Here is a 20095-nt window from a genome sequence, read left to right as displayed (position 1 = left end):
TCATTCATTCGGGGATTTCATGGCAGCGACGGGGCCATGCCGGTACAACTATCTGGGTCGGGCGCGCTGTTCGTGCCCATTCCCACTGATTCCGGAGTTATTCCAATGACGTCCAGATGGACCGCCTTGCTGTGTGTGCTGAAAACCCTCTCTGTCGCCTGGGGCGACTACAACAAACGCAACTTCGTCCGCCGCTGAGGCAGGCCCTGCGCCAGACCGTTCCACCTCGTTGCCGCTGCACCTCAAGGATTCCGCCATGCAAGCCGTTACGCCGCAAATCGCCCCTGCCATCGCAACCCTCGCTCCTGGCTTTCGTGCCCTGAGCATCACCGTGGACGCCGCACCGATCCTCCATCCGGAGGTGGCGGAGCTGGCGCTGCAGCGTGCCTGCGCGGCACTGGCGGCGGGCGAGCCGGCCTGGGGCGACGCGCACCTGGCGGCCTGGGCCGAGGTGTTCCGCCGTTTCGGCGCCAAGCCCCAGCGCACGCCCTGTTCGGCGGAGGCGCTGCGCAAGCGCGCGCTGCGCGACGGCAGCCTGCCCAGCATCGACCCGGTAGTGGACCTGTACAACGCCATCAGCGTGCAATTCGCCATTCCAGTCGGCGGGGAAAACCTCGCCGCCTACGCCGGTACTCCGCGCCTGGTAATCGCCGAGGGCAGCGAGACCTTCGACACCCTGAAGGACGGCGCGCCGGCCCATGAATCCCCCGACGCCGGCGAAGTCATCTGGCGCGACGAGATGGGTGTCACCTGCCGCCGCTGGAACTGGCGACAGGGCGTACGCACCCGTCTGGATGCCGAGGCGCAGCGCATGTGGTTCATCCTCGAAAGCCTGCCGGAGATGCCGCTGGAGGCCCTGCGCGAAGCGGGCGACCAGCTTGTCGCCGGATTGCTGGCGATGATGCCGGGGGCTCGGGCCGAGGTGCTGCTGGTGGGAACGGACGCTCGATAAAGAAGTGGTACCCACCGATAGCATCAAGTTTCTGGCATGCTCGTCGCTTCCCGATCGCGGAGCCCCGACATGCTTACCGGACTGAACCATCTGACCCTGGCCGTCACAGACCTGTCGCGCAGTATCCAGTTCTACCGGGGAAGCCTGGATGGGAGGCTACGGGCGCGCTGGGCAGCCGGCGCCTACCTGGAGCTGGGTGATCTCTGGGTATGTCTGTCGCTGGATGAAAACCGCGGTACTAACCCGCGTGCAGACTACACGCACTACGCCTTTTCCATCGCGCAGCGCGACTTCGTGCTGCTGCGCGAGCGCCTGCTGGCCACTTCAGTCGAGGAATGGAAGGACAACACCAGCGAAGGCAACTCTTTCTACTTCCTCGACCCGGATGGTCACCGCCTGGAAGTCCACGTCGGCTGCCTGGAGTCGCGCCTCGCGCAATGCCGGCGACGGCCGTATCGCGACATGGAGTTTTTCGACTGAGTCATCACTCTGCGAGAGAGTGCATGGGCGCCGCGAGTGTCAGCCGCTCCAGATAAGCGCAGAACATATCCGCCATCGCTCCGCTGAATGCTTCGATCTCTTCCGCACTGCGCGGGCTTTCCGAGAACTGCTTGCCCACCGAACCCAGCGTCGTGGTGATCAGTTCGCGGGCCAGCGTGCGCTGCGTGTCGCTGGCTTGCGGCAGGACCTCGGCGATGAACGCCTGGAAGATGCCTTCGCTGGCGGCCTTGGCTTCCCTGGCCTCGGGGGCGTCGCGGTAGAGCGGGGCGGCATCGCTCAGGGCGATGCGCATGCGCGCTTCCTCGCACTCTGAGCGGATGAAGGCGTGCACCAGGTTGCGCAAGCGTTGCAGCGGCGGCTGGCTTTCATCGACCAACAGGCCGCGCAGCATCTCGGTGGTCTGCCGCCATTCGTCGCTCTGCAGGCGGAACAGGATCGAGGCCTTGTTCGGGAAGTACTGGTACAGCGAACCGACGCTGACCCCGGCGCGCTCGGCGACCCGCGCGGTGGTGAAACGCTGGGCGCCTTCCTTCTCCAGAACCTGAACAGCAGCGTCGAGAACGGCCGTCACGAGGTCGTTGGAACGTGCCTGTTTCGGCTCCTTGCGCGTGGAAATACGCGGGCTGCGGCGTTCGCTCATGGCTGGCTCCGGCAATGCGAATAGTAAAACCTGACGAAAAGATCGCATTCTAGTCGGGCGCTTGTGCGCACTCAAATTCCACACGGGAAACCCACCATGACGACCCTTACTACCGCCCCCGTGGCGCCCCTGCTGCAACACCTGTTCGAGGAGGCCGACGCGGCTTCTCCGCAGTCCAGCCCGGCTTTCACCAACCTCGACCAGGCCGCGCTGACCCGCCTGATGCAGAGCAAGACGCAGTACCGCGAGCTTTACGGCCAGCTCAAGGACCAGCCGCTGCCCGTCTCGCGGGAAACCGGTGCACTGCTGTACATGCTGGCGCGCGGCATCGGCGCGAAAAACATTGTCGAGTTCGGCACCTCGTTCGGCCTCTCCACCCTGCACCTGGCCGCAGCCCTGCGCGACAACGGCGGTGGCCGGCTGATCACCAGCGAGTTCGAGCCGTCGAAAGTGGCGCGGGCCCAGGCCAACCTGGAGGCCGGCGGCGTCGCCGACCTGGTGGAGATTCGCCAGGGCGACGCGCTGCAGACCCTGGCCCGCGACCTGCCGGAGAGCATCGACCTGCTGCTGCTCGACGGCGCCAAGTCGCTCTATCCGGAGATCCTCGCCCTGGTGGAAAGCCGTCTTCGCCCCGGCGCGATGGTCGTCGCCGACAACGCCGACTACTGCCCCGAGTACCTGGCCGAAGTTCGCCTGCCGGGCGGGCGCTACCTGTCGATTCCCTTCGCGGACGATGTGGAACTGTCCATGCGCCTGGGCTGAAGCTGCGCTGGCTAGAGCGGCGGGTGGGCCACCGGTGCATGCCGCGCCATCAGCTCGGCGACCCAGTCGATGAACACCCGCAGCTTGGCGCTGACGTGGCGATTGGGCGGGAAAGCCAGGTACAGCGGCATGCTCTCCATGCTCCAGTCGCCGAACAGTTCCACCAGTTCGCCGCGCGCCAGGGCATCCTGCGCCATGTAACGCGGCAACCAGAGCACGCCCATGCCGGCAATTCCGGCGGCCAGGTAGGCGTTGCCATCGTCCACCGTGAGTACCGGGCGACCGTGGACCTGAACGCTCTCACCGTCCTTCTGCAGGGCATAGGAAAGCGGCTTGCCGGTGCGCGCCCAGAGGTAGCCGACGATGCGTTGCTGGCTGTTTTCCAGCTCGCTCGGGTGCTGCGGCACACCGGCGCGTTGCAGGTAGGCGGGAGCGGCGAAAACCCCCAGTTGCAGCTCGCCAATCTTGCGCGCCATCAGCGACAGGTCGGTGAGCTCGCCGCCGCGCACCACGCAGTCGACGTTCTCGTCGATCAGGTCGACCATGCGGTCGCTGACGCCCAGGTCGATCTGGATGTCCGGATAGCGCTCGTGGAAGTCGGGCAGCGCGGGGATCAGCAGCAGGCGCGCCAGCGGGCTGGGGACGTCCACCCGCAGCCGCCCGCGCGGCAGGGCGGCAGCGCTGGAGAGGCTGGTCTCGGCATCGTCCATGTCCGCCAGCAGGCGTACCACGCGCTCGTAGTACGCAGAGCCATCGGCGGTGAGGTTGAGCTTGCGCGTGGTGCGGTTGAGCAGGCGCACACGCAGCCGCGCCTCCAGTTGCTGGATCAGCTGGGTCACGCTGGTGCGGCTCATGTGCAGGGTGTCGGCGGCTTTGGTGAAGCTGCCGGTTTCCACCACGCGGGCGAAGGCTTGCATCGCATCGAAACGGTCCATGGTGGCTCCGGCTGGCTGGTGAAAGGGGCTGTCCCCGGGCTGATTGTTTGGATTCTACAAACAATGCTGACCCGTATTGCCCGATTATCGCCGGTGCGCTGCGCCCTAACCTGACTCCATCGTTGAAACCGGGGCTGTGGCCCCCTCTGATGGAGCAAGTCCATGACTACTCGCGACGTGATTTTCCCCGCTGGCCGCCAGGCCCTCTATGAACGCAACCGCTATTCCCCGGCGATCCGCAGCAACGGCCTGCTGTTCGTCTCCGGCCAGGTCGGCAGCCGCGAGGACGGATCGCCCGAACCGGAGCTGGAAGCCCAGGTGCGCCGGGCCTTCGACAACCTCAACGCGATACTCGCCGCCGCCGGCTGCAGCTTCGAGGACGTGATCGACGTGACGGTATTCATGGTCGATCCGCAGATGAATTTCGAGCGTGCCTGGCAGGTCGCTGCCGACTACTGGGGCATGGCGCCCTATCCGACGGCGACGGCGGTGGGCGTGACCTGGCTGTATGGCTTCGACTTCGAGATCAAGGTGATCGCCAGGCTGCCGGAAGGCCGCTAGGTGTCGCCCAGCGCCCGCAGCATCTGCTCGCGCAGCCAGCGGTGCGCCGGGCGGCTCGCGTGGCGCGGGTGGTAGAGGATGCGCAGGCTGTAGCGCGGCAGCTCGAGGGGCGCCGGGTACAACACCAGCGCACCGTCGGCATTGAGCTGTTGCGCCACGCGGCGGGGCAGGGTGAGCAGGTAGTCGGAGACGGCGATCAGGCTCGGTGCCGCCAGCAGGCTGGGCAGTTGCACCGCCACGTCGCGCTGAATGCCCTGACGCGCCAGGGCAGCGTCGATCACGCCGACGGCGTCGCTCCAGGGCAGCACCACCACGTGTCGCTCGGCGAGGTATTGCTGCAGTGAAAGCCCGCCGCTGATCCGCGAGTGCCCTTTGCGCGCGACTACCACGTAGTCGTCGCTGAAGCACTCGATGGCCTCCAGGGCATCGCCTTCGCTGCGCTCGTGGGTAACGCCCAGGGCGAAGTGCACACGGCCTTCGCGCAGGTCGTCCAGCGAGTCCTGCTGCGTCGCGTAGACCACCTTGATGCGCAGGTGCGGGGCGAGTTTCTCGATCCGCGAAACAAGTCCCGGCAGCAGGGTGAAGCTGGTGTAGTCGGTGGCGGCGAAGACGAAGGTCTGGGTGGTGCTTGCCGGGTCGAAAGGCGCGGCGCTGGACAGCCTTTCGGCAAGCAGCGCCAGGGCCTCGCCGATGCCTTCGGCCATCAGCTCGGCCTGGGCGGTGGGCTGCATGGCGCTACCGGCTCGGACGAACAGCTCGTCGCCCAGGGTGTCGCGCAGGCGGCCCAGCGCGTGGCTGCAGGCGGAGGGACTCATGGCCAGTTCGTCGGCGGCGGTCACCACGCTACGGTGGCGGAACAGGGCGTCGAACACCAGCAGCAGATTGAGGTCGAGGCGGCGCAGGTTGGCGTGCACGGTGTTCAGTATCCGGTGAAGAAAATGCAGTACGTGCATTCTGCGCTTTCATTATCCTGCTGTCTCCGATCCACCTGATCCACCGGAACATCACCATGAGCCAACCGACTTTCCGCACCGCCACAGCCGCCGATACCGACCGCTGCTTCGAGATCGAGATATCCGCCTACGAAGGCGACGAGGCCGCGACCCGCGAGAAGATCGCCACGCGCATCGCACAGTATCCCGAAGGCTTCCTGATCATGGAGCTGGACGGCGAGATCATTGGCTTCATCAACAGCGGCTGCGCTTTCGAGGTGGTGATGTCCGACGAGGAGTTCAAGGAGCTCATCGGCCACGACGCGGCGGCGCCCAATGTGGTGATCATGTCGGTGGTGATCGACCCGGCGCAGCAGGGCAGGAGCTACGCCACATTGCTGATGCGTACCTTCATCGAACGCATGACCGGCCTGGGCAAGCGCAGCATCCACCTGATGTGCAAGGACCGTCACGTACCGCTCTACGAGCGCTTCGGCTATCGCTACGTGAAGCCGTCGGCGTCCGACCACGGCGGCATGGCGTGGCACGAGATGGTGATGGAGCTGCCTGCCGCCTGATCGCTGAAGCGTCAGCGCTCCGGCCGGTCGTTCACCCGGTCGCGGGTGGCGCGTTCGGCCAGCAGGTCGAAGGTTTCCGGCAGCAGCGCGGCTTCACCCTGTTCGTCGAGCAGTTGGCGGAACACCAGGTGGTCCGGGAAGCTGCGGCTGATCAGTGTCAGCAGCTCGGTGCCGCGCTCGGTCAGCTCGAAGTTGTTGCCGGTGCCACCGTGCTCGCGGGGGCGTTCCTGGATATAGCCGTTGGCGAGCAGGTCGCCCTCCAGGTCGCCGGCGACCTTCTTCAGGTGATCGACGCTGCCGTCCACCGGCTCGCCCTGCAGCCGGTGCTGCTCGGCCACTTCCTCGCCGCACTCGCGGGCCTTGTAGGGTTGGTCGGCGCATTCCTGGGCGCGCAGCAGCAGGCGTTCGATCAGGTCCCAGTCGTAGCTCATGGCGTGTCCTCCGGGGTCATCAATGCAGGGCCTTCCTGAGTTGCGACCCGGCCGGGCGGGGAGGGTTCGAACTTCCTGCGCGGAGGTGCGCCAATGCGGCGCTGCGCAACCATCGACGACGTCGAGCTTCACTATCGATGCAATCGAGTGGTGCGCCGGCCGGGCGCAGCTGACTATCTGTCCCAAGAGCTTGTCGAACCGAGCAAGGGACAGAAACGATGAACACACAGCGCCCCACACCCAATCGCCTGGCCGCCCGCATCGCCCTTTGTCCGTTGCTGCTGGCCGTGGCCAGTCTGACCGGCTGCGCGGCGACCTCGGAAACCCGGCTGAGCTGGGACAGCCTCGGCGGTACCACCGCCCAGGACAGCAGCACCTACCTGAGCTGCGTCGACGGCCGGCTCACCCCCGGCACCGCCACCTTCGTCAGTGACAGCGGCGCCACCCGCCAGCTGCTCACCGGCAGCGCCGATCCGCGGCAGGCCAGTGGCATCGTCCAGGTGACCCCGATTGCCGGTGGCAACCACTTCAGCGCCTACCAGCGCAGCGCCTGGCAGGACAAGGGCGAGCTGCTGGATGCCGCCTACCAGTGCGCACAGCACAGTTGAACCGTCTTCGAGCGGGCCGCTCCCCCCAGCGGCCCGCCCAGCGCCGGCAGGCGGCGAATAGCCTGCGTCAGCGTCTGCCTTCGGGCTGCCGCTGATTCACTCTCCAGGGGCGCTCCTCCCAGCGCCCGACTATCGCCCGGCGAGTCCCCCCACTCGGCGGGCGTTTTTTTTAATTTACGACTGTTGTGTATTCTGATCGGTCATGCCAGTGTGTGCGCCCTGGCGGCTGTATTCGCCCTTCACAGCCTGTCGATGCGCATCCGGTTTGTCCGCCGGGCGCTGAACGCTGCCGCCGGCCGACGGTACACTCACTCCCGTCGCGTAACAGAAGTACAAGAGAATCGAGATGAACACGCATTTTCCGACTTGCGCCGTCTGGGTCCGTCGCGACGCAGACCTGCCCCTTCCCACCACCCTTCAGCCGACGGTGACAGCATGATCGAGGTAACCGAAGTTTCCATTGCGCAGCTGCGTGAAGCCCTGGAGTCGGGCCGCACCACCGCGGTCGAACTGGTCAAGGCCTACCTCGCGCGCATCGATGCCTACGATGGCCCGGGCAAGCTCAATGCCGTGGTCGTGCGCAACACGCAGGCCCTGAAGGAAGCCGAAGCCTCCGACGCCCGTCGCGCCCGTGGCGAGACCCTCGGCCCGCTGGATGGCATCCCCTACACCGCCAAGGACAGCTACCTGGTCAAGGGCCTGACCGCCGCCTCCGGCAGCCCGGCCTTCAAGGACCTGGTCGCCTACCGCGACGCCTTCACCGTCGAGCGCCTGCGCGCTGGCGGCGCCATCTGCCTGGGCAAGACCAACATGCCGCCCATGGCCAACGGTGGCATGCAGCGCGGCGTTTACGGCCGTGCGGAAAGCCCGTACAACCGCAAGTTCCTCACCGCGCCCTTCGCCTCCGGTTCCTCCAACGGTGCCGGCACCGCGACCGCCGCGAGCTTCTCGGCCTTCGGCCTGGCGGAGGAAACCTGGTCCAGCGGTCGTGGCCCGGCCTCGAACAACGGCCTGTGCGCCTACACCCCTTCCCGTGGCGTGATCTCGGTGCGCGGCAACTGGCCGCTGACCCCGACCATGGACGTGGTGGTGCCCTATGCACGCACCATGGCCGACCTGCTGGAAGTGCTCGACGTGGTCGTTGCCGAAGACGCCGACAAGCGTGGCGACCTCTGGCGCCTGCAGCCGTGGGTGCCGATTCCCGCCGTTGCCGACGTGCGCCCGGCGTCCTACCTGGACCTCGCAGCAGGCCCTGAAGCCCTCAAGGGCAAGCGCCTGGGCGTGCCGCGCATGTTCATCAACAAGGACGAACTCGCCGGCACCAGCGAGAAGCCCGGCATCGGCGGCCCGACCGGCCAGCGCATCAACACCCGCGCCTCGGTCATCGACCTCTGGGAACAGGCCCGCAAGGCCCTGGAAGCCGCCGGCGCCGAAGTCGTCGAAGTGGACTTCCCGCTGGTCTCCAACTGCGAGGGCGACCGTCCTGGCGCGCCGACCGTGTTCAACCGTGGCTTCGTCACCGAGCAGTTCATGCATGACGAGCTGTGGGAGCTGTCTGGCTGGGGCTTCGACGATTTCCTCCGCGCCAACGGCGACCCCAAGCTGAACAAGCTGGCCGATGTCGACGGTCCGCAGATCTTCCCGCACGACCCGGGCACCCTGCCGAACCGCGAGGACGACCTGGTCGCCGGCATGGACGAGTACGTCAACATGGCCAAGCGCGGCCTGAAGACCTGGGACCAGATCGAATCCCTGCCCGACGGCCTGCGCGGCCTGGAGAAGACCCGCAAGCTCGACCTGGAAGACTGGATGGACGGCCTGAAGCTCGACGCCGTGCTGTTCCCCACCGTGGCCGACGTCGGCCCGGCGGACGCCGACGTCAATCCGGAGTCGGCCGACATCGCCTGGAGTAACGGTATCTGGGTCGCCAACGGCAACCTGGCGATCCGGCACCTGGGCGTGCCGACCGTCACCGTGCCGATGGGCGTGATGGCCGACATCGGCATGCCGGTGGGCCTGACCTTCGCCGGTCGCGCCTATGACGACTCCGCGCTGCTGCGCTTCGCAGCGGCCTTCGAAGCCACCGGCTCCAAGCGCCTGGTGCCGCCGAGCACGCCGCCGCTGGCCTGATCGGTTGGTTGCTGTCGGCAGAATGAAAACCGCGCCCATGGGGCGCGGTTTTTTTATGGCTGGCTCTGGCGTCTCCCTGTAGGAGCGGGCCACGCCCGCGATCCGCCGGCAGGGCCGGCGTTTTCTCTTGCTCTGGTGTTGCAGGTTTGCTGCGTTGGATTGGGTGTTCCAGCGCCGCTTTAGCCTTGTAGGAAGGGTGGAGCGCAGCGGTACCCATGCTGTCGCACAGGAAGCTGATGGGTATCGCTGCGCTCCACACCATCCTACGACCGCAGTCTGTCGGCAGCGGTGTAGAGATGGGCAGAGTCGTCCGCGAGGTATTGCAGGCAGGAGAAGACGCCGGCCAGCACCTCCGAAGAAGGATTCCCATGATCGCCAATGCCGGAGAGGAAGCCGAGCATTTGGCGCAGCGCGTGATGGCGGCCGTCGGCGGCATCCCGCAATGACAGTGCGGTGATCTCGTCGTTGAGGTGGAGCAGGGTGGGGGCGGTGAAGGTCATGGATTGCATCTCTTGAGATTTGAGTGACCGCGCCCCGACGCCAATCAGGGTGGGCGGACCGTACAGGTTGGCGTACCGTCAAGAGAAAACGGCGCATCCGAAGATGCCCTGCACGGCCCTCCCATAACGTGGGTGCAACCATGCGAGGAGCTGAACCAAGGTTCATGCACCTTCTCTTGAACGGGACGCCAATCCCGTCTGCCCATCTGGGGCAACGGGGCAACGGTAGGGACTCGGCTAGCGGGTGTCAATCGGACGCGTCCGGCTCTGTCGTGCAGGAGCGGGCCCTGCCCGCGATCCGCCGGCAGGGCCGGCGCTTTCTCTGGCTCTGGTGTTGCATGTCTGCTGCCTCGGTTTGGGCATTTCAGCGCCGCGTCGGCACGCGCGCCGGCTTCGTGTTTCGCCCCCTCGGGCGACCTTCTTTGGCAAACGCCCCAAAGAAGGCAAAGGTCTTGCCCCGGACATCCGGTTTTTCGCTTGGGGCGAAAAATACCCTCGTTGAACCGAAGTTTCAGGGGGCCGCGCTGACGGGCCATCCCTGGCCCGACAGCGCTCTCGCGACATCCATGTCGCTCAACCCCAGAAACTCCGCTTCAACGAGGCCTCCTGAACGGGGCCGTTCGGAGTGCGCGGACATTTCGCTGGAAGTCTTCAGCGAGCAAAGAGCACAGAGCGCAGAGCAGTTGGAGAGCAGTTGTAGGAGCGAGCTTGCTCGCGAGCCGCTCAACGCCAGCGCTCCCCTGTAGGAGCGGGCCGTGCCCGCGATCCGCCGGCAGGGCCGGCGTTTCAGACGGTTCGCTACCTGGCCGGAAATTCCGATGCCACCCTCCAGAAGCACTCATGGGGAGCGATCACGGGCATGGACCAGATGTCCCCGCCCGTCCTACACGGTGCGCTGTGCCTTCACGCAACCAAAGCGCGCTTCCTTCGACGGCGAGTAGCCATAGAACGACGTGTAGCACTTGCTGAAATGGCTGGGCGAGACGAAGCCGCAGGCCAGGCCGACCTCGTACATCGGCAGGCTTGAATGCTGCAGCAGGCGGCGGCTTTCGGTGATGCGCAGTTCCAGGTAATAGCGCACCGGCGTGGTCCCCAGTTGCTCCTGGAACAGTCGCTCGATCTGCCGCTTGGAACGCCCGACGTAGCTCGACAACTGGTCCTGGTTCAGCGGCTCTTCGATGTTCGCGCTCATCAGGTTGATCGCCTCGCGCAGCGGCTCGCTGAGCTTCTCGTGCAGCGCCGGGCGGGTGCGGCGGAAGCGTGATTCCTCGAAGGCGAGGATGTCGACGATGGCGTCCACCAGTTCGCGGCCGTGGCGGGCGTTGATCCACTCCAGTACCAGGTTGAAGGCGCCCGTGGGGCTGGCGGCGGTGAGGCGGTCGCGGTCGGCCTGGTAGCTCTCGCTGGTGACTTCGCTGTGCCGGGCGATTTCCGCCAGCGCTGCGCGGTTCTCCGGGTGGACGGCGCACCGGTAGCCGTCGAGCAGGCCGGCCTGGCCGAGGAACCAGGCGCCGTTCCACAGGCCGGCGAGGGCGATGCCCTTGTCGGCGGCGGCCTGGAGCAGGCGGGTCAGCTCCGGGATGGCGCGCAGCGGAGTGCGCAACCCACCGCAGACTACCAGCAGGTCCAGCTCGGCGAGCTGCGTCGAGGTCAGCATGGCGCCGGGGCAGATCACCAGACCGAGGTCGCTGGTGACCGACTCGCCGTCGAGGCTGAAGGTCTCGGTGGCGAACGTCTGCGTGCGGATCAGGTTGGCGGTGACCAGCGTGTCCAGCGCCTGGGTGAAGGCGGGCAGGGAGAAGTGTTCGAGCAGCAGGAAGCCCACCCGCGCGAGGCGGCCGGGCTCCCTGGAGTCACCGTCGAGGTAGCGCAGGTTGCGGCCCTGCATGGCCCCACTGAACTGGCGGCGTTCGACCAATCGGCACCTCGTCTGCGTGGGTTGGTGACCGGCTCAGCCGCGCACGGCGCGGCGGCCGAGGGCGGATTGGCCTGAGGGCGAAGTGCGCCGGCTGGTCTGGCTGAGCAGGATGATGATTACCGTCAGCGCCAGGGTCGAACTCACTTCGATGCGGTGCGTCGGCATGATGAACATCACCGCGAGGATGAAGCTGATGATTCCGATCACCAGCCAGGTCAGCCAGGGGAACAGCCACATGCGGAACACCAGCTCGTGGTTGCGCCGGCGCAGGATGCCGCGCATGCGCAGCTGCGACACGGCGATGGCGAGGTAGACGAGCAGGGCGATGGAGCCGGAGCTGGCCAGCAGGAACTCGAACAGCCGCCCCGGTGCGAAGAAATTGAGCAGGGTGGTGAACATGCCGATCAGCGTGCTGGCGATCACCGCCGCGCGCGGCACGCCGGCGGCGGAGGTGCGCTGGATGAAGGCCGGCGCATCGTTTCGCCGACTCAGGGAATAGATCATCCGCGAGGCGATGTACACCGAGGAGTTCAGGCAGCTGGCCACGGCGACCAGCACCACCAGGTCCATCAGCAGTTGCGCGTTGGGGATGTTCAGCAGTTCCAGGGTGCGCTGGTAGGAGCCGATCTCCACCAGGCGCGGGTCGTTCCACGGCACCACCGAGATGATCACCAGGATCGACAGCAGGTAGAACACGCTGATGCGCCAGATCACCGAGCGCGTGGCCTTGGCGATGTTGCGGCTGGGGTCGCTGGATTCGGCGGCGGCGATGGTCACCGCCTCGGTGCCGATGAAGCTGAACAGGGTGGTGATCAGTGCGCTGAAGATGGCCGTCCAGCCGTTGGGCATGAAGCCGCCGTGCTCGCCCATCAGCTTGTTCAGGCCGCTCACCTCGCGCCCCGGCAGCAGGCCGAACAGCGCGGCGGCGCCCAGGCCGATGAAGGCGACGATGGCGACCACCTTGAGCATGGCGAACCAGAATTCGAACTCGCCGTACTTGGCGACGCTGAACAGGTTGGTGACGGTGAGCAGCAGCGTCATCGACAGGGCGAATACCCATGTCTCGACCTGCGGGAACCAGTTGTTGAGGATGACCCCGGCGGCGATGGCCTCGATGGGAATGACCAGCACCCAGAACCACCAGTACAGCCAGCCGATGGTGAAGCCGGCCCAGCGGCCGATGGCCTGGTCGGCATAGGCGGAGAAGGAGCCGGTGTCGGGGCTGGCCACGGCCATCTCGCCGAGCATGCGCATCACCAGCACCACCAGCAGCCCGGAGAGGGCGTAGGCGACGATGGCGGCGGGGCCGGCGGCGGCAATCGCATGGCCGGAGCCGACGAACAAGCCTGCGCCGATGATTCCCGCGATGGAGAGCATGGTTACGTGGCGGGGCTTGAAGCCCTGCACCAGATCGCCATTGGCGTCTTTTGCACTGGGAGCACTCATCTGTCGGCCTTTTATTGAAATTGTTATGTAGGGCGCGGCGACGCGTGGCCGGGTGCGGCTTCCCCGCAACCGCTGGTGCGCTGGTAGAGGCCGGGGAATCCGCGTGGCGGCTATGCGCTTCACGCGGGGCTCAAGCTAAGGCACCGGATGGGTGTCGAGTTGCTCGAAATCGCCGTGGGCATGACCAAAAACGACATGGGCGGCGGCTGGTGTAGTGGCGATAGGCCGCTCTGGGACGGAGGTTCCATGCGTAGTGGACGGCTTTGCACGGCGGCTTGATCGGATCGGCGGTCATGCCCCCTTCGCCCGCCGGCATTCGGGTCTAGGCTGAGTACTTTCGTCTGCCTCAGGTGACTTGCCATGTCCCTCGTCCTGTTCGGCCATCCGTTTTCCTCCTACACGCAGAAGGTCCTGATCGCCCTCTACGAGAACGCCACACCCTTCGAGTTCCGCGGCCTCGGCCCGGATCAGCCGGAGAACGGCGCGCACTGGCTGCGCCTGTGGCCGCTGGCGAAGTTCCCGGTGCTGCTGGACGGTGAGCACAGCGTCGCCGAGACCAGCATCGTCATCGAGTACCTGCACCTCAAGCATCCCGGCCCGGTGCGCCTGCTGCCGGACGACCCGCTGAAGGCGCTGGACGTGCGTTTCCTCGACCGCTTCTTCGACTGGCACGTGATGACCCCAGTGCAGCACGCCGTTCTGGGCGCCATGAGCGGCGAAGCGGGCAAGCGTGCGGAAGGCCTGGCCCATGCGGTGAGCAAGCTGGAACTGGCCTACGCCTGGCTGGAAGAAGAACTCGCCGGGCGTACCTGGGCGGCGGGGGAGAGCTTCAGCCTCGCCGACTGTGCGGCGGCCCCTTCGCTGTTCTATGCGGACTGGACCCATCCCATCGGCGACCAGTATCCGACACTGCGCGCCTACCGCTCGCGCTTGCTGGCGCGCCCATCCTTCGCCCGCGCCGTGGAGGAGGCGCGGCCGCACCGGCCGCTGTTCCCGCTGGGGGCGCCGGATCGGGATTGAACCGGGCAAAAAAATCCCCCGTGCGCTGCCGCGACCGGGGGATGCAAGACCCGCGCAGGGGGACCGCGCGGGCGAGGTAGACCAGCGGAGAGTTACAGGCGGATCAGCACCGATTTCAGCTCGGTGTAGTGCTCGATGGCCGCGGCGCCCATCTCGCGGCCGACGCCGGACATCTTGAAGCCGCCGAAGGGCAGCGCCGGGTCCAGCGCGCTGTGGCAGTTGACCCACACCGAGCCGGACTTGATGCGCGGCACCATGCGGTGCACCGCCGCCAGGTCGTTGGACCAGATGCTCGCGCCCAGGCCGTAGGGGCTGTCGTTGGCCAGGCGCAGGGCGTCCTCGATGTCGTCGAAGGGCATGGCGACCAGCACCGGGCCGAAGATCTCCTCCTGCACCAGCGGATTCTTCTGGTCGACGTCGACGATCACCGTGGGTTTGACGAAGTAGCCAGGGCCGAACTGCTCGCCGCCGCAGGCGATGGTGGCGCCTTTGCCTCGGCCCAGTTCGATGTAGTCGAACACGCGCTTCTGCTGCTTGGCAGAGATCAGCGGGCCCATGTCGATGCTCGGGTCCAGGCCGTTGCCCAGCTTCATGCCGTTGGCGATGCCGGAGATGTCGGCGATCACGTTATCGAAGTGCTTGCGCTGCACATACAGGCGCGAGCCGGCGCAGCAGACCTGGCCCTGGTTGAAGAAGATCGCCTGGGCAGCGCCAGCGGCGGCGGTGGCGAGGTCGGCGTCGGCCATGACGATGGTCGGCGATTTGCCGCCCAGCTCCAGGGTCACGCGGGTCATGTTGTCCATGGCCGCCTTGCCGATTTCCTTGCCGACCGGGGTCGAGCCGGTGAAGGTCAGCTTGTCCACCAGCGGGTGGTGGGAGAGGGCGGCGCCCGCGGTGATGCCGGCGCCGGTGACGACGTTGAACACACCCGCCGGGTAGCCCGCTTCCAGGACCAGCTCGGCAAGTTTCAGCGCGGACAGCGGGGTTTCGTCGGCGGGCTTGAGCACCACGCTGCAACCGGTGGCCAGCGCCGGGCCGAGCTTCCAGCAGGCCAGCAGCAGGGGGAAGTTCCAGGCGACGATGGCGCCCACCACGCCGACGGCTTCGCGGCGGATATAGCCGTGGAATTCGCCGTCGGGCATCAGCGGCATGGACACGTCGACCGTGGTGCCTTCGATCTTGGTGGCGTAGCCGGCCATGTAGCGCAGGAAGTCGATGGCCAGTTGCACGTCCATCACGCGGGCGACGGCGGCGCTCTTGCCGTTGTTCAGGCATTCCAGCTCGGCCAGCAGGTCGGCGTCGCGTTCCATCAGGTCGGCGAGTTTCCACAGCAGGTTCTGCCGTTCGCGCGGGCGGGTGCGGCTCCAGGCCGAGTCATCGAAGGCCTGGCGCGCGGCGCGCACGGCGCGGTCGACGTCGGCGGCGGTGCCGGCCGGCACCTGGCAGAGCACTTCGCCGGTAGCCGGGTTGCGCAGGTCCATCAGGGCGCCGTCGCTGGCGGAGGTCCAGTCGGCACCGATCAGCATCTTCGGAGCGCGCTGCAGGAAGGCGCGGGATTCGGGCTTGATGGGCAGGGAAGCGAGCATTGCGGTGGCCTCTTGTTGTCTGTTCGTGCTCCCGGTCTGGGAGTCGCTGAGGCGGAGCATCGCAACGGCTGTGCCAAGGCTGTCAAGTTTTTATAACTTATTGAATTAAAAGGATTTAATTGTGGTTTTTGGTGGGCGGGAGAAAAGCCGCTGTCGCATTGTGCGACAGCGGCTGAGACGCAGGGCTCAGGTGTTGGTGATATCCCGGTCCTTGGTTTCCGGCAGGAAGAAGATGCCGAGGATGGCCGTCATCACGGCGATGACGATGGGGTACCAGAGGCCGTAGTAGATGTCCCCGGTGGCGGCCACCATGGCGAAGGCGACGGTGGGAAGGAAGCCGCCGAACCAGCCGTTGCCGATGTGGTAGGGCAGCGACATGGAGGTGTAGCGGATGCGCGTCGGGAACAGCTCCACCAGCCACGCGGCAATCGGCCCGTAGACCATGGTCACGTAGATCACCAGAATGGTCAGCAGCACCAGCATCATCAGGTGGTTGATCTTCGCTGGGTCCGCTTTCTCCGGGTAGCCGGCTTCCTTCAGCGAGGCGGCGAGCTGCGCGGTGAAGACCTCTGACTGCACCTTGAACTCCGCCGCCGGCATGCCGGCCCCTTCGAAGCTGGCAATGATCTTGTCGCCGACGTGCACCTGGGCCAGTGCGCCGGTTTCCGCCTTGAGGTTCTCGTAGGGGATGGCGCGCTTGGCCAGCAGGCTCTTGGCCATGTCGCAGGAGCTGACGAATTTCGCCTTGCCCACCGGATCGAACTGGAAGGAGCAGGCGTTCGGGTCGGCCACCACGGTGACCGGGTTCTTCTCCTGGGCGGCGAACACGTCCGGGTTACCGAACTGGGTCAGGCCGTGGAAGATCGGGAAGTAGGTCAGCGCGGCGAGGATGCAGCCGGCCATGATGATCTTCTTGCGGCCGATGCGGTCGGACAGGCTGCCGAAGAACACGAAGAATGGCGTGCCCAGCAGCAAGGAGCCGGCGATCAGCAGGTTGGCGGTCTGCGCGTCGATCTTCAGCGTCTGCAGCAGGAAGAACAGCGCGTAGAACTGCCCGGTGTACCAGACCACGGCTTGCCCTGCGGTGCCGCCGAGCAGCGACATGATCACCACCTTGAGGTTCTCCCAGCGGCCGAAGGATTCGGTCAGCGGCGCCTTGGACGCCTTGCCTTCCTCCTTCATCTTCAGGAACACCGGCGACTCGGAGAGCTGCAGGCGGATGTACACCGAGATGATCAGCAGCAGGATCGACAGCAGGAACGGAATCCGCCAGCCCCAGGCCTCGAACGCCTCGTTCCCCAGCACGGTGCGGCAGGCCATGATCACCAGCAGCGAGAGAAACAGGCCCAGCGTTGCGGTGGTCTGGATCCACGAGGTGAAGAAGCCGCGCTTGCCCTTGGGCGCATGCTCGGCGACGTAGGTCGCCGCGCCGCCGTACTCGCCGCCCAGCGCCAGGCCCTGCAGCAACCGCAGGGTGATGAGGATGATCGGCGCGGCCACGCCGATGGTGGCGTAGGCGGGCAGCAGGCCGACCACGGCGGTGGAGATACCCATGATGATGATGGTGATGAGGAAGGTGTGCTTGCGCCCGATCATGTCGCCCAGGCGGCCGAACACGATGGCGCCGAAGGGCCGCACCGCGAAGCCGGCGGCGAAGGCCAGCAGGGCGAAGATGAAGGCGGTGGTTTCATTGACCCCGGCGAAGAAGTGCTTGGCGATGATCGCCGCCAGGGAGCCGTAGAGGTAGAAGTCGTACCACTCGAACACCGTACCCAGGGAGGAGGCAAAGATGACCTTGCGCTCCTCCTTGGTGATTCCGCTGTGAGGAGCGTTGCCCGCGGCCGGGCTGTATGTCTGCGCCATGTTCGTCTCCGTCTTGTTGTTGTTTTGGGCCGGAGTCCCTCGATTTTCCGTTACCGCACTCGAGCCCAGGGCTGATGACAGGTCGTACGGATTGCGCGATGCGTGAAGTCAGGCGGCCCTGCGGCTGGTCGCAAGGTCATCTGAAAGCATAATCGTTCCCACGTATTCGGCCACCTGCCGGCCCCGGCAAAGCCCCGGCTGGCGCGGATTGGCACCTGTTCCGGACAGGCCTGATGACGCGAGGCGTCTGGCTGGCGCCTCGATGACGGGCACTTCCCTGCGGGAAAGACGTGCAATTAGACCATCGTCTATAACGGTCAGGGCTGTCTCAGACTGCTACAGCTGTCGCGATCTGCCACGCGCAGAGGGGCTTGGAGCGCGCGCAGGCTACTGTTTCGCAAGGACTTTTCCGGCTGGCACGCAACGTGAAGCGCTCGGGGTTTCGCCCGGCGCCACGTCGGCGTTGCACAAGGAGGCCTGGCTTGAAGAGGATGCACCTGTCGTTGCCGTGGATTGCGGGGCCGCTGGCTGCCGTGCTGACCTGCCTGTTGCTGTGGCTGCTGCCCGGCGTGGGCAATGGGCTGCTCTGGGCCCTGGCGGCGCTGATTGCCCTGGGGGCCATCCGCCAGGAGTGGCGCGGGCTGACGTGGCCGGTTGCCCTCGGTGCACTGTGCGGCGCCAGCCTGGCGCTTGGCCTGCACCTGGTGGCCGACCACTTCCAGCTGCGCTACGCCTGGCTCTACAGCAGCGCGGCGCTTCCGACGTATCTGAAGTTCTCCAACCTCTGGGGCGGCGACGAGGGCACGGTGCTGCTGCTGGCGACCTTCAGCATGGCTATTGCCCTGAAGAGCGCGGCGCTGCCGGGCTGGGCCGGGCGCGGCATGGCGCTGATCGCCGCCTGGTACGTCGCCACCGCCGCCTGGCTCGGGCCGTTCAGCGCGACGCCGGCGGACTGGCTGGCGGCGCAGCCGAGCCAGGGCATGAACGCCCATCTGCAGACCTTCTGGATGTCCCTGCACGCGCCGCTGATCCTCTGCGCCTATGCCTGGGTACTGGCGCCGGCCGGTGCCGCGCTGGAAGCGTTGGGCCGAGGCGGCCACGCCTATGCCTGGGTGATGCCGCGCTACAGTCGCCGCGCCTGGCTGATCCTCAGCGCCGGTATCGGTGTCGGCATGGCCTGGGCCATGGAGGACTTCACCTACGGCCAGCTGTGGCACTGGGACCCGGTCCAGACCTCGGCCTTCATCATCTGGGCGCTGCTCGGCGCGGTGCTGCACGGCGCCCGCCGCTGGCGCGCGGACGGCTCATACGCGCGCCTGTTGCCGGTGCTCAGCCTGCTGGCGGCGGCCATGGCCTGCGGCGCCATGGCGGTCACCCGCAGCACGGTGCTCGCCAGCTCGCATCGCTACATCGGCACCACCTCCTGGCTCAGCCACCTGGCGCTGGCGGCGATCCTGCTGGCGCTCGCGGCGTTCCACCTGCTGGTTGGGTGGCGCCCGCGCAAGCGGGCAGGGCGGCGGCGCGGGGCGTCGGACTGGACCCTGGACGTGGCCATCTACCTGTTCGCCGGCACCGGCCTGCTGGCCCTCGGCGCGCTGCTCCAGGCGCACCTCTACGAGTGGCTGGGGGTGGAGCGGCCGAGCGAGTTGAAGCCCTTCTTCGAGACCCTGACTGCCTGGGCCACCACCGCCGAGATGGACAGCCTGCGCCGCGCCTTCGACCAGTGGGACGTCAATGGCTACGGCCTGGCGCACTGGGTAGTGCCGCTGCTGGCGGCGCTCGGCCTGATGGGCGGCTACGGCTTCCTGCGCCGTTGCGGGCGGCCCCGGCTGGCTTTGCTGGCGACCCTGCTGATGGCCGCCGTGATGCTCTGGACCGGCTTGCACGGCGGCTGGCTGAGCGACGGCTACAACGGCGACGGCATGCTCTCGCAGAACATCGTGCGGGTACTGCCGTGGCTGGACGCGTCGCTGCTGGGCGGCGCCTTCCTGATGGGCAGTTGCCTGCTCTGGGGCTCGCAGACCCTGTGGCGCAGCCGGCGTGTCGGCAACCTGCGCTACAGCGGCGGGCTGGCGCTGGTACACGGCGGCGCGGTGATCGCGCTGGTGGGCGGGCTGGCCGCCACGGCGCTGAACAGCTACCAGCAGATCAGCATCCCGCCGGGCACTTCCTTCGAGCAGTGGCACGCGGTGATCGGCGGCATGCAGATGCGCGTCTCGCCGGATGCCAGCCGCCCGGACTTCTCCGGTTACCACGCGGTGGCCAAGGTGGAGCTGCGTGACGGTGACCGCACGTTGGCCGGCCACGCGCTGTTCCAGGACAGTCGCGGCAACCCGCCGGCCTACCAGGGCCCGGTGCGCCAGCTCTGCGAAATCCTCGACTACCACTACGCGCGCTTCGCCTCGGATCGTGGCTACGTGCTGCATCCGTTCATCGTCCGCGGCTGGAGGGGCGACCTGCAGATCTGGGTGCCGGCTTCCGCTCGTCTGCTCAAGCAGCCCGGCGACGACATCGAGAGCGTCGTGGTGGTGCGCCGTTTTCCGTTCCTCTCGCTGGTCTGGATCGGCCTGCTGACCATGCTGTTCGGCGCCTTGTTGCTCCCGGCGGGCGGCGCTTTGCGCCAGCCGGACCATACTGCTTCGCAGGGTGTCTCACGGACCCTGTCTCAGAGTTAGACAGCAATCGCGAAATGTGACGTCGCAATCCCGGTGTCCTCTGCCGGGCGTGCCTGC

At 66.7% G+C, this 20095-nt stretch carries 18 protein-coding genes; 9 read left to right on the top strand and 9 right to left on the bottom strand.

From position 1 onward, the window contains the following. Positions 1 to 256 precede the first annotated feature (256 nt). Together IB255_RS21930 and fos are read left to right on the top strand one after the other, a co-directional pair. The gene (locus tag IB255_RS21930; RefSeq protein WP_081516630.1) at positions 257 to 952 is read left to right on the top strand and encodes a B3/4 domain-containing protein; all 696 of its coding nucleotides are present in this window, start codon (positions 257 to 259) and stop codon (positions 950 to 952) included. 69 nt (positions 953 to 1021) lie between these two features. After that, positions 1022 to 1432, top strand: a complete 411-nt coding sequence (fos, locus tag IB255_RS21925; protein ID WP_081516631.1) for a fosfomycin resistance glutathione transferase — start codon at positions 1022 to 1024, stop codon at positions 1430 to 1432. Between the two features lie 4 nt (positions 1433 to 1436). On the opposite strand, the gene IB255_RS21920 is transcribed toward fos, so the two are convergent. Next, positions 1437 to 2093 (bottom strand): TetR family transcriptional regulator, encoded by a 657-nt coding sequence (locus IB255_RS21920; protein WP_081516632.1) that lies wholly within the window; start codon positions 2091 to 2093, stop codon positions 1437 to 1439. Positions 2094 to 2189: 96 nt separating this feature from the next. On the opposite strand from IB255_RS21920, the gene IB255_RS21915 reads away from it, so the two are divergent. Next, positions 2190 to 2855 (top strand): O-methyltransferase, encoded by a 666-nt coding sequence (locus IB255_RS21915; protein WP_081516633.1) that lies wholly within the window; start codon positions 2190 to 2192, stop codon positions 2853 to 2855. An 11-nt stretch (positions 2856 to 2866) separates the two neighbouring features. On the opposite strand, the gene IB255_RS21910 is transcribed toward IB255_RS21915, so the two are convergent. After that, a complete protein-coding gene (locus tag IB255_RS21910) occupies positions 2867 to 3790 on the bottom strand; it encodes a LysR family transcriptional regulator (RefSeq protein ID WP_081516634.1) in 924 nt (307 codons plus the stop codon). Between the two features lie 162 nt (positions 3791 to 3952). On the opposite strand from IB255_RS21910, the gene IB255_RS21905 reads away from it, so the two are divergent. After that, the gene (locus IB255_RS21905; protein ID WP_081516635.1) at positions 3953 to 4351 is read left to right on the top strand and encodes a RidA family protein; all 399 of its coding nucleotides are present in this window, start codon (positions 3953 to 3955) and stop codon (positions 4349 to 4351) included. Here IB255_RS21905 and IB255_RS21900 read toward each other — a convergent pair. Further along, positions 4348 to 5304: a LysR family transcriptional regulator gene (locus tag IB255_RS21900; protein WP_081516636.1), complete on the bottom strand. Its 957-nt coding sequence runs from the start codon at positions 5302 to 5304 to the stop codon at positions 4348 to 4350. The two genes, IB255_RS21905 and IB255_RS21900, sit on opposite strands and share 4 nt — an antisense overlap. Before the next feature lie 56 nt (positions 5305 to 5360). On the opposite strand from IB255_RS21900, the gene IB255_RS21895 reads away from it, so the two are divergent. After that, positions 5361 to 5861 carry a GNAT family N-acetyltransferase gene (locus IB255_RS21895; protein ID WP_081516637.1) on the top strand — a complete coding sequence of 167 codons (501 nt, stop codon included), beginning with the start codon at positions 5361 to 5363 and terminating at the stop codon, positions 5859 to 5861. Positions 5862 to 5872: 11 nt separating this feature from the next. Here the strand turns inward: IB255_RS21895 and IB255_RS21890 are convergent, their stop codons facing one another. After that, positions 5873 to 6292, bottom strand: coding sequence for a transcriptional regulator (locus IB255_RS21890; RefSeq protein ID WP_081516638.1), 420 nt, complete (start codon positions 6290 to 6292; stop codon positions 5873 to 5875). Positions 6293 to 6510: 218 nt separating this feature from the next. On the opposite strand from IB255_RS21890, the gene IB255_RS21885 reads away from it, so the two are divergent. Together IB255_RS21885 and IB255_RS21880 are read left to right on the top strand one after the other, a co-directional pair. Continuing rightward, positions 6511 to 6900, top strand: coding sequence for a hypothetical protein (locus tag IB255_RS21885; protein ID WP_225594958.1), 390 nt, complete (start codon positions 6511 to 6513; stop codon positions 6898 to 6900). A 435-nt stretch (positions 6901 to 7335) separates the two neighbouring features. Then, positions 7336 to 9030 carry an amidase gene (locus tag IB255_RS21880; protein WP_081516639.1) on the top strand — a complete coding sequence of 565 codons (1695 nt, stop codon included), beginning with the start codon at positions 7336 to 7338 and terminating at the stop codon, positions 9028 to 9030. Positions 9031 to 9293: 263 nt separating this feature from the next. Here the strand turns inward: IB255_RS21880 and IB255_RS21875 are convergent, their stop codons facing one another. The 3 genes from IB255_RS21875 to gabP form a co-directional block, all read right to left on the bottom strand. After that, entirely contained in the window at positions 9294 to 9530 is a 237-nt protein-coding gene (locus IB255_RS21875) for a hypothetical protein (RefSeq protein WP_081516640.1), read from the bottom strand. An 883-nt stretch (positions 9531 to 10413) separates the two neighbouring features. Next, positions 10414 to 11418, bottom strand: a complete 1005-nt coding sequence (locus tag IB255_RS21870) for a GlxA family transcriptional regulator (RefSeq protein ID WP_139791507.1) — start codon at positions 11416 to 11418, stop codon at positions 10414 to 10416. Positions 11419 to 11481: 63 nt separating this feature from the next. Beyond that, entirely contained in the window at positions 11482 to 12894 is a 1413-nt protein-coding gene (gene gabP, locus IB255_RS21865) for a GABA permease (protein ID WP_081516642.1), read from the bottom strand. A gap of 360 nt (positions 12895 to 13254) precedes the next feature. Between gabP and IB255_RS21860 the strand changes: the two genes are divergently transcribed. Continuing rightward, on the top strand, positions 13255 to 13914 hold the full coding sequence (locus tag IB255_RS21860; RefSeq protein WP_081516643.1) for a glutathione S-transferase family protein: 660 nt from the start codon (positions 13255 to 13257) through the stop codon (positions 13912 to 13914). 92 nt (positions 13915 to 14006) lie between these two features. Here the strand turns inward: IB255_RS21860 and IB255_RS21855 are convergent, their stop codons facing one another. Then, positions 14007 to 15500 carry an aldehyde dehydrogenase family protein gene (locus IB255_RS21855; RefSeq protein WP_081516644.1) on the bottom strand — a complete coding sequence of 498 codons (1494 nt, stop codon included), beginning with the start codon at positions 15498 to 15500 and terminating at the stop codon, positions 14007 to 14009. Between the two features lie 186 nt (positions 15501 to 15686). Further along, entirely contained in the window at positions 15687 to 17363 is a 1677-nt protein-coding gene (locus IB255_RS21850) for an MFS transporter (RefSeq protein ID WP_081516645.1), read from the bottom strand. Positions 17364 to 17854: 491 nt separating this feature from the next. Between IB255_RS21850 and ccsA the strand changes: the two genes are divergently transcribed. After that, the gene (ccsA, locus tag IB255_RS21845) at positions 17855 to 20038 is read left to right on the top strand and encodes a cytochrome c biogenesis protein CcsA (RefSeq protein ID WP_081516646.1); all 2184 of its coding nucleotides are present in this window, start codon (positions 17855 to 17857) and stop codon (positions 20036 to 20038) included. Positions 20039 to 20095: the final 57 nt, after the last annotated feature.

Source organism: Pseudomonas sp. PDM22, assembly GCF_014851965.1.
In the GTDB taxonomy this organism is placed as follows: domain Bacteria; phylum Pseudomonadota; class Gammaproteobacteria; order Pseudomonadales; family Pseudomonadaceae; genus Pseudomonas.
This window is presented reverse-complemented; position numbering and strand designations above follow the sequence as displayed.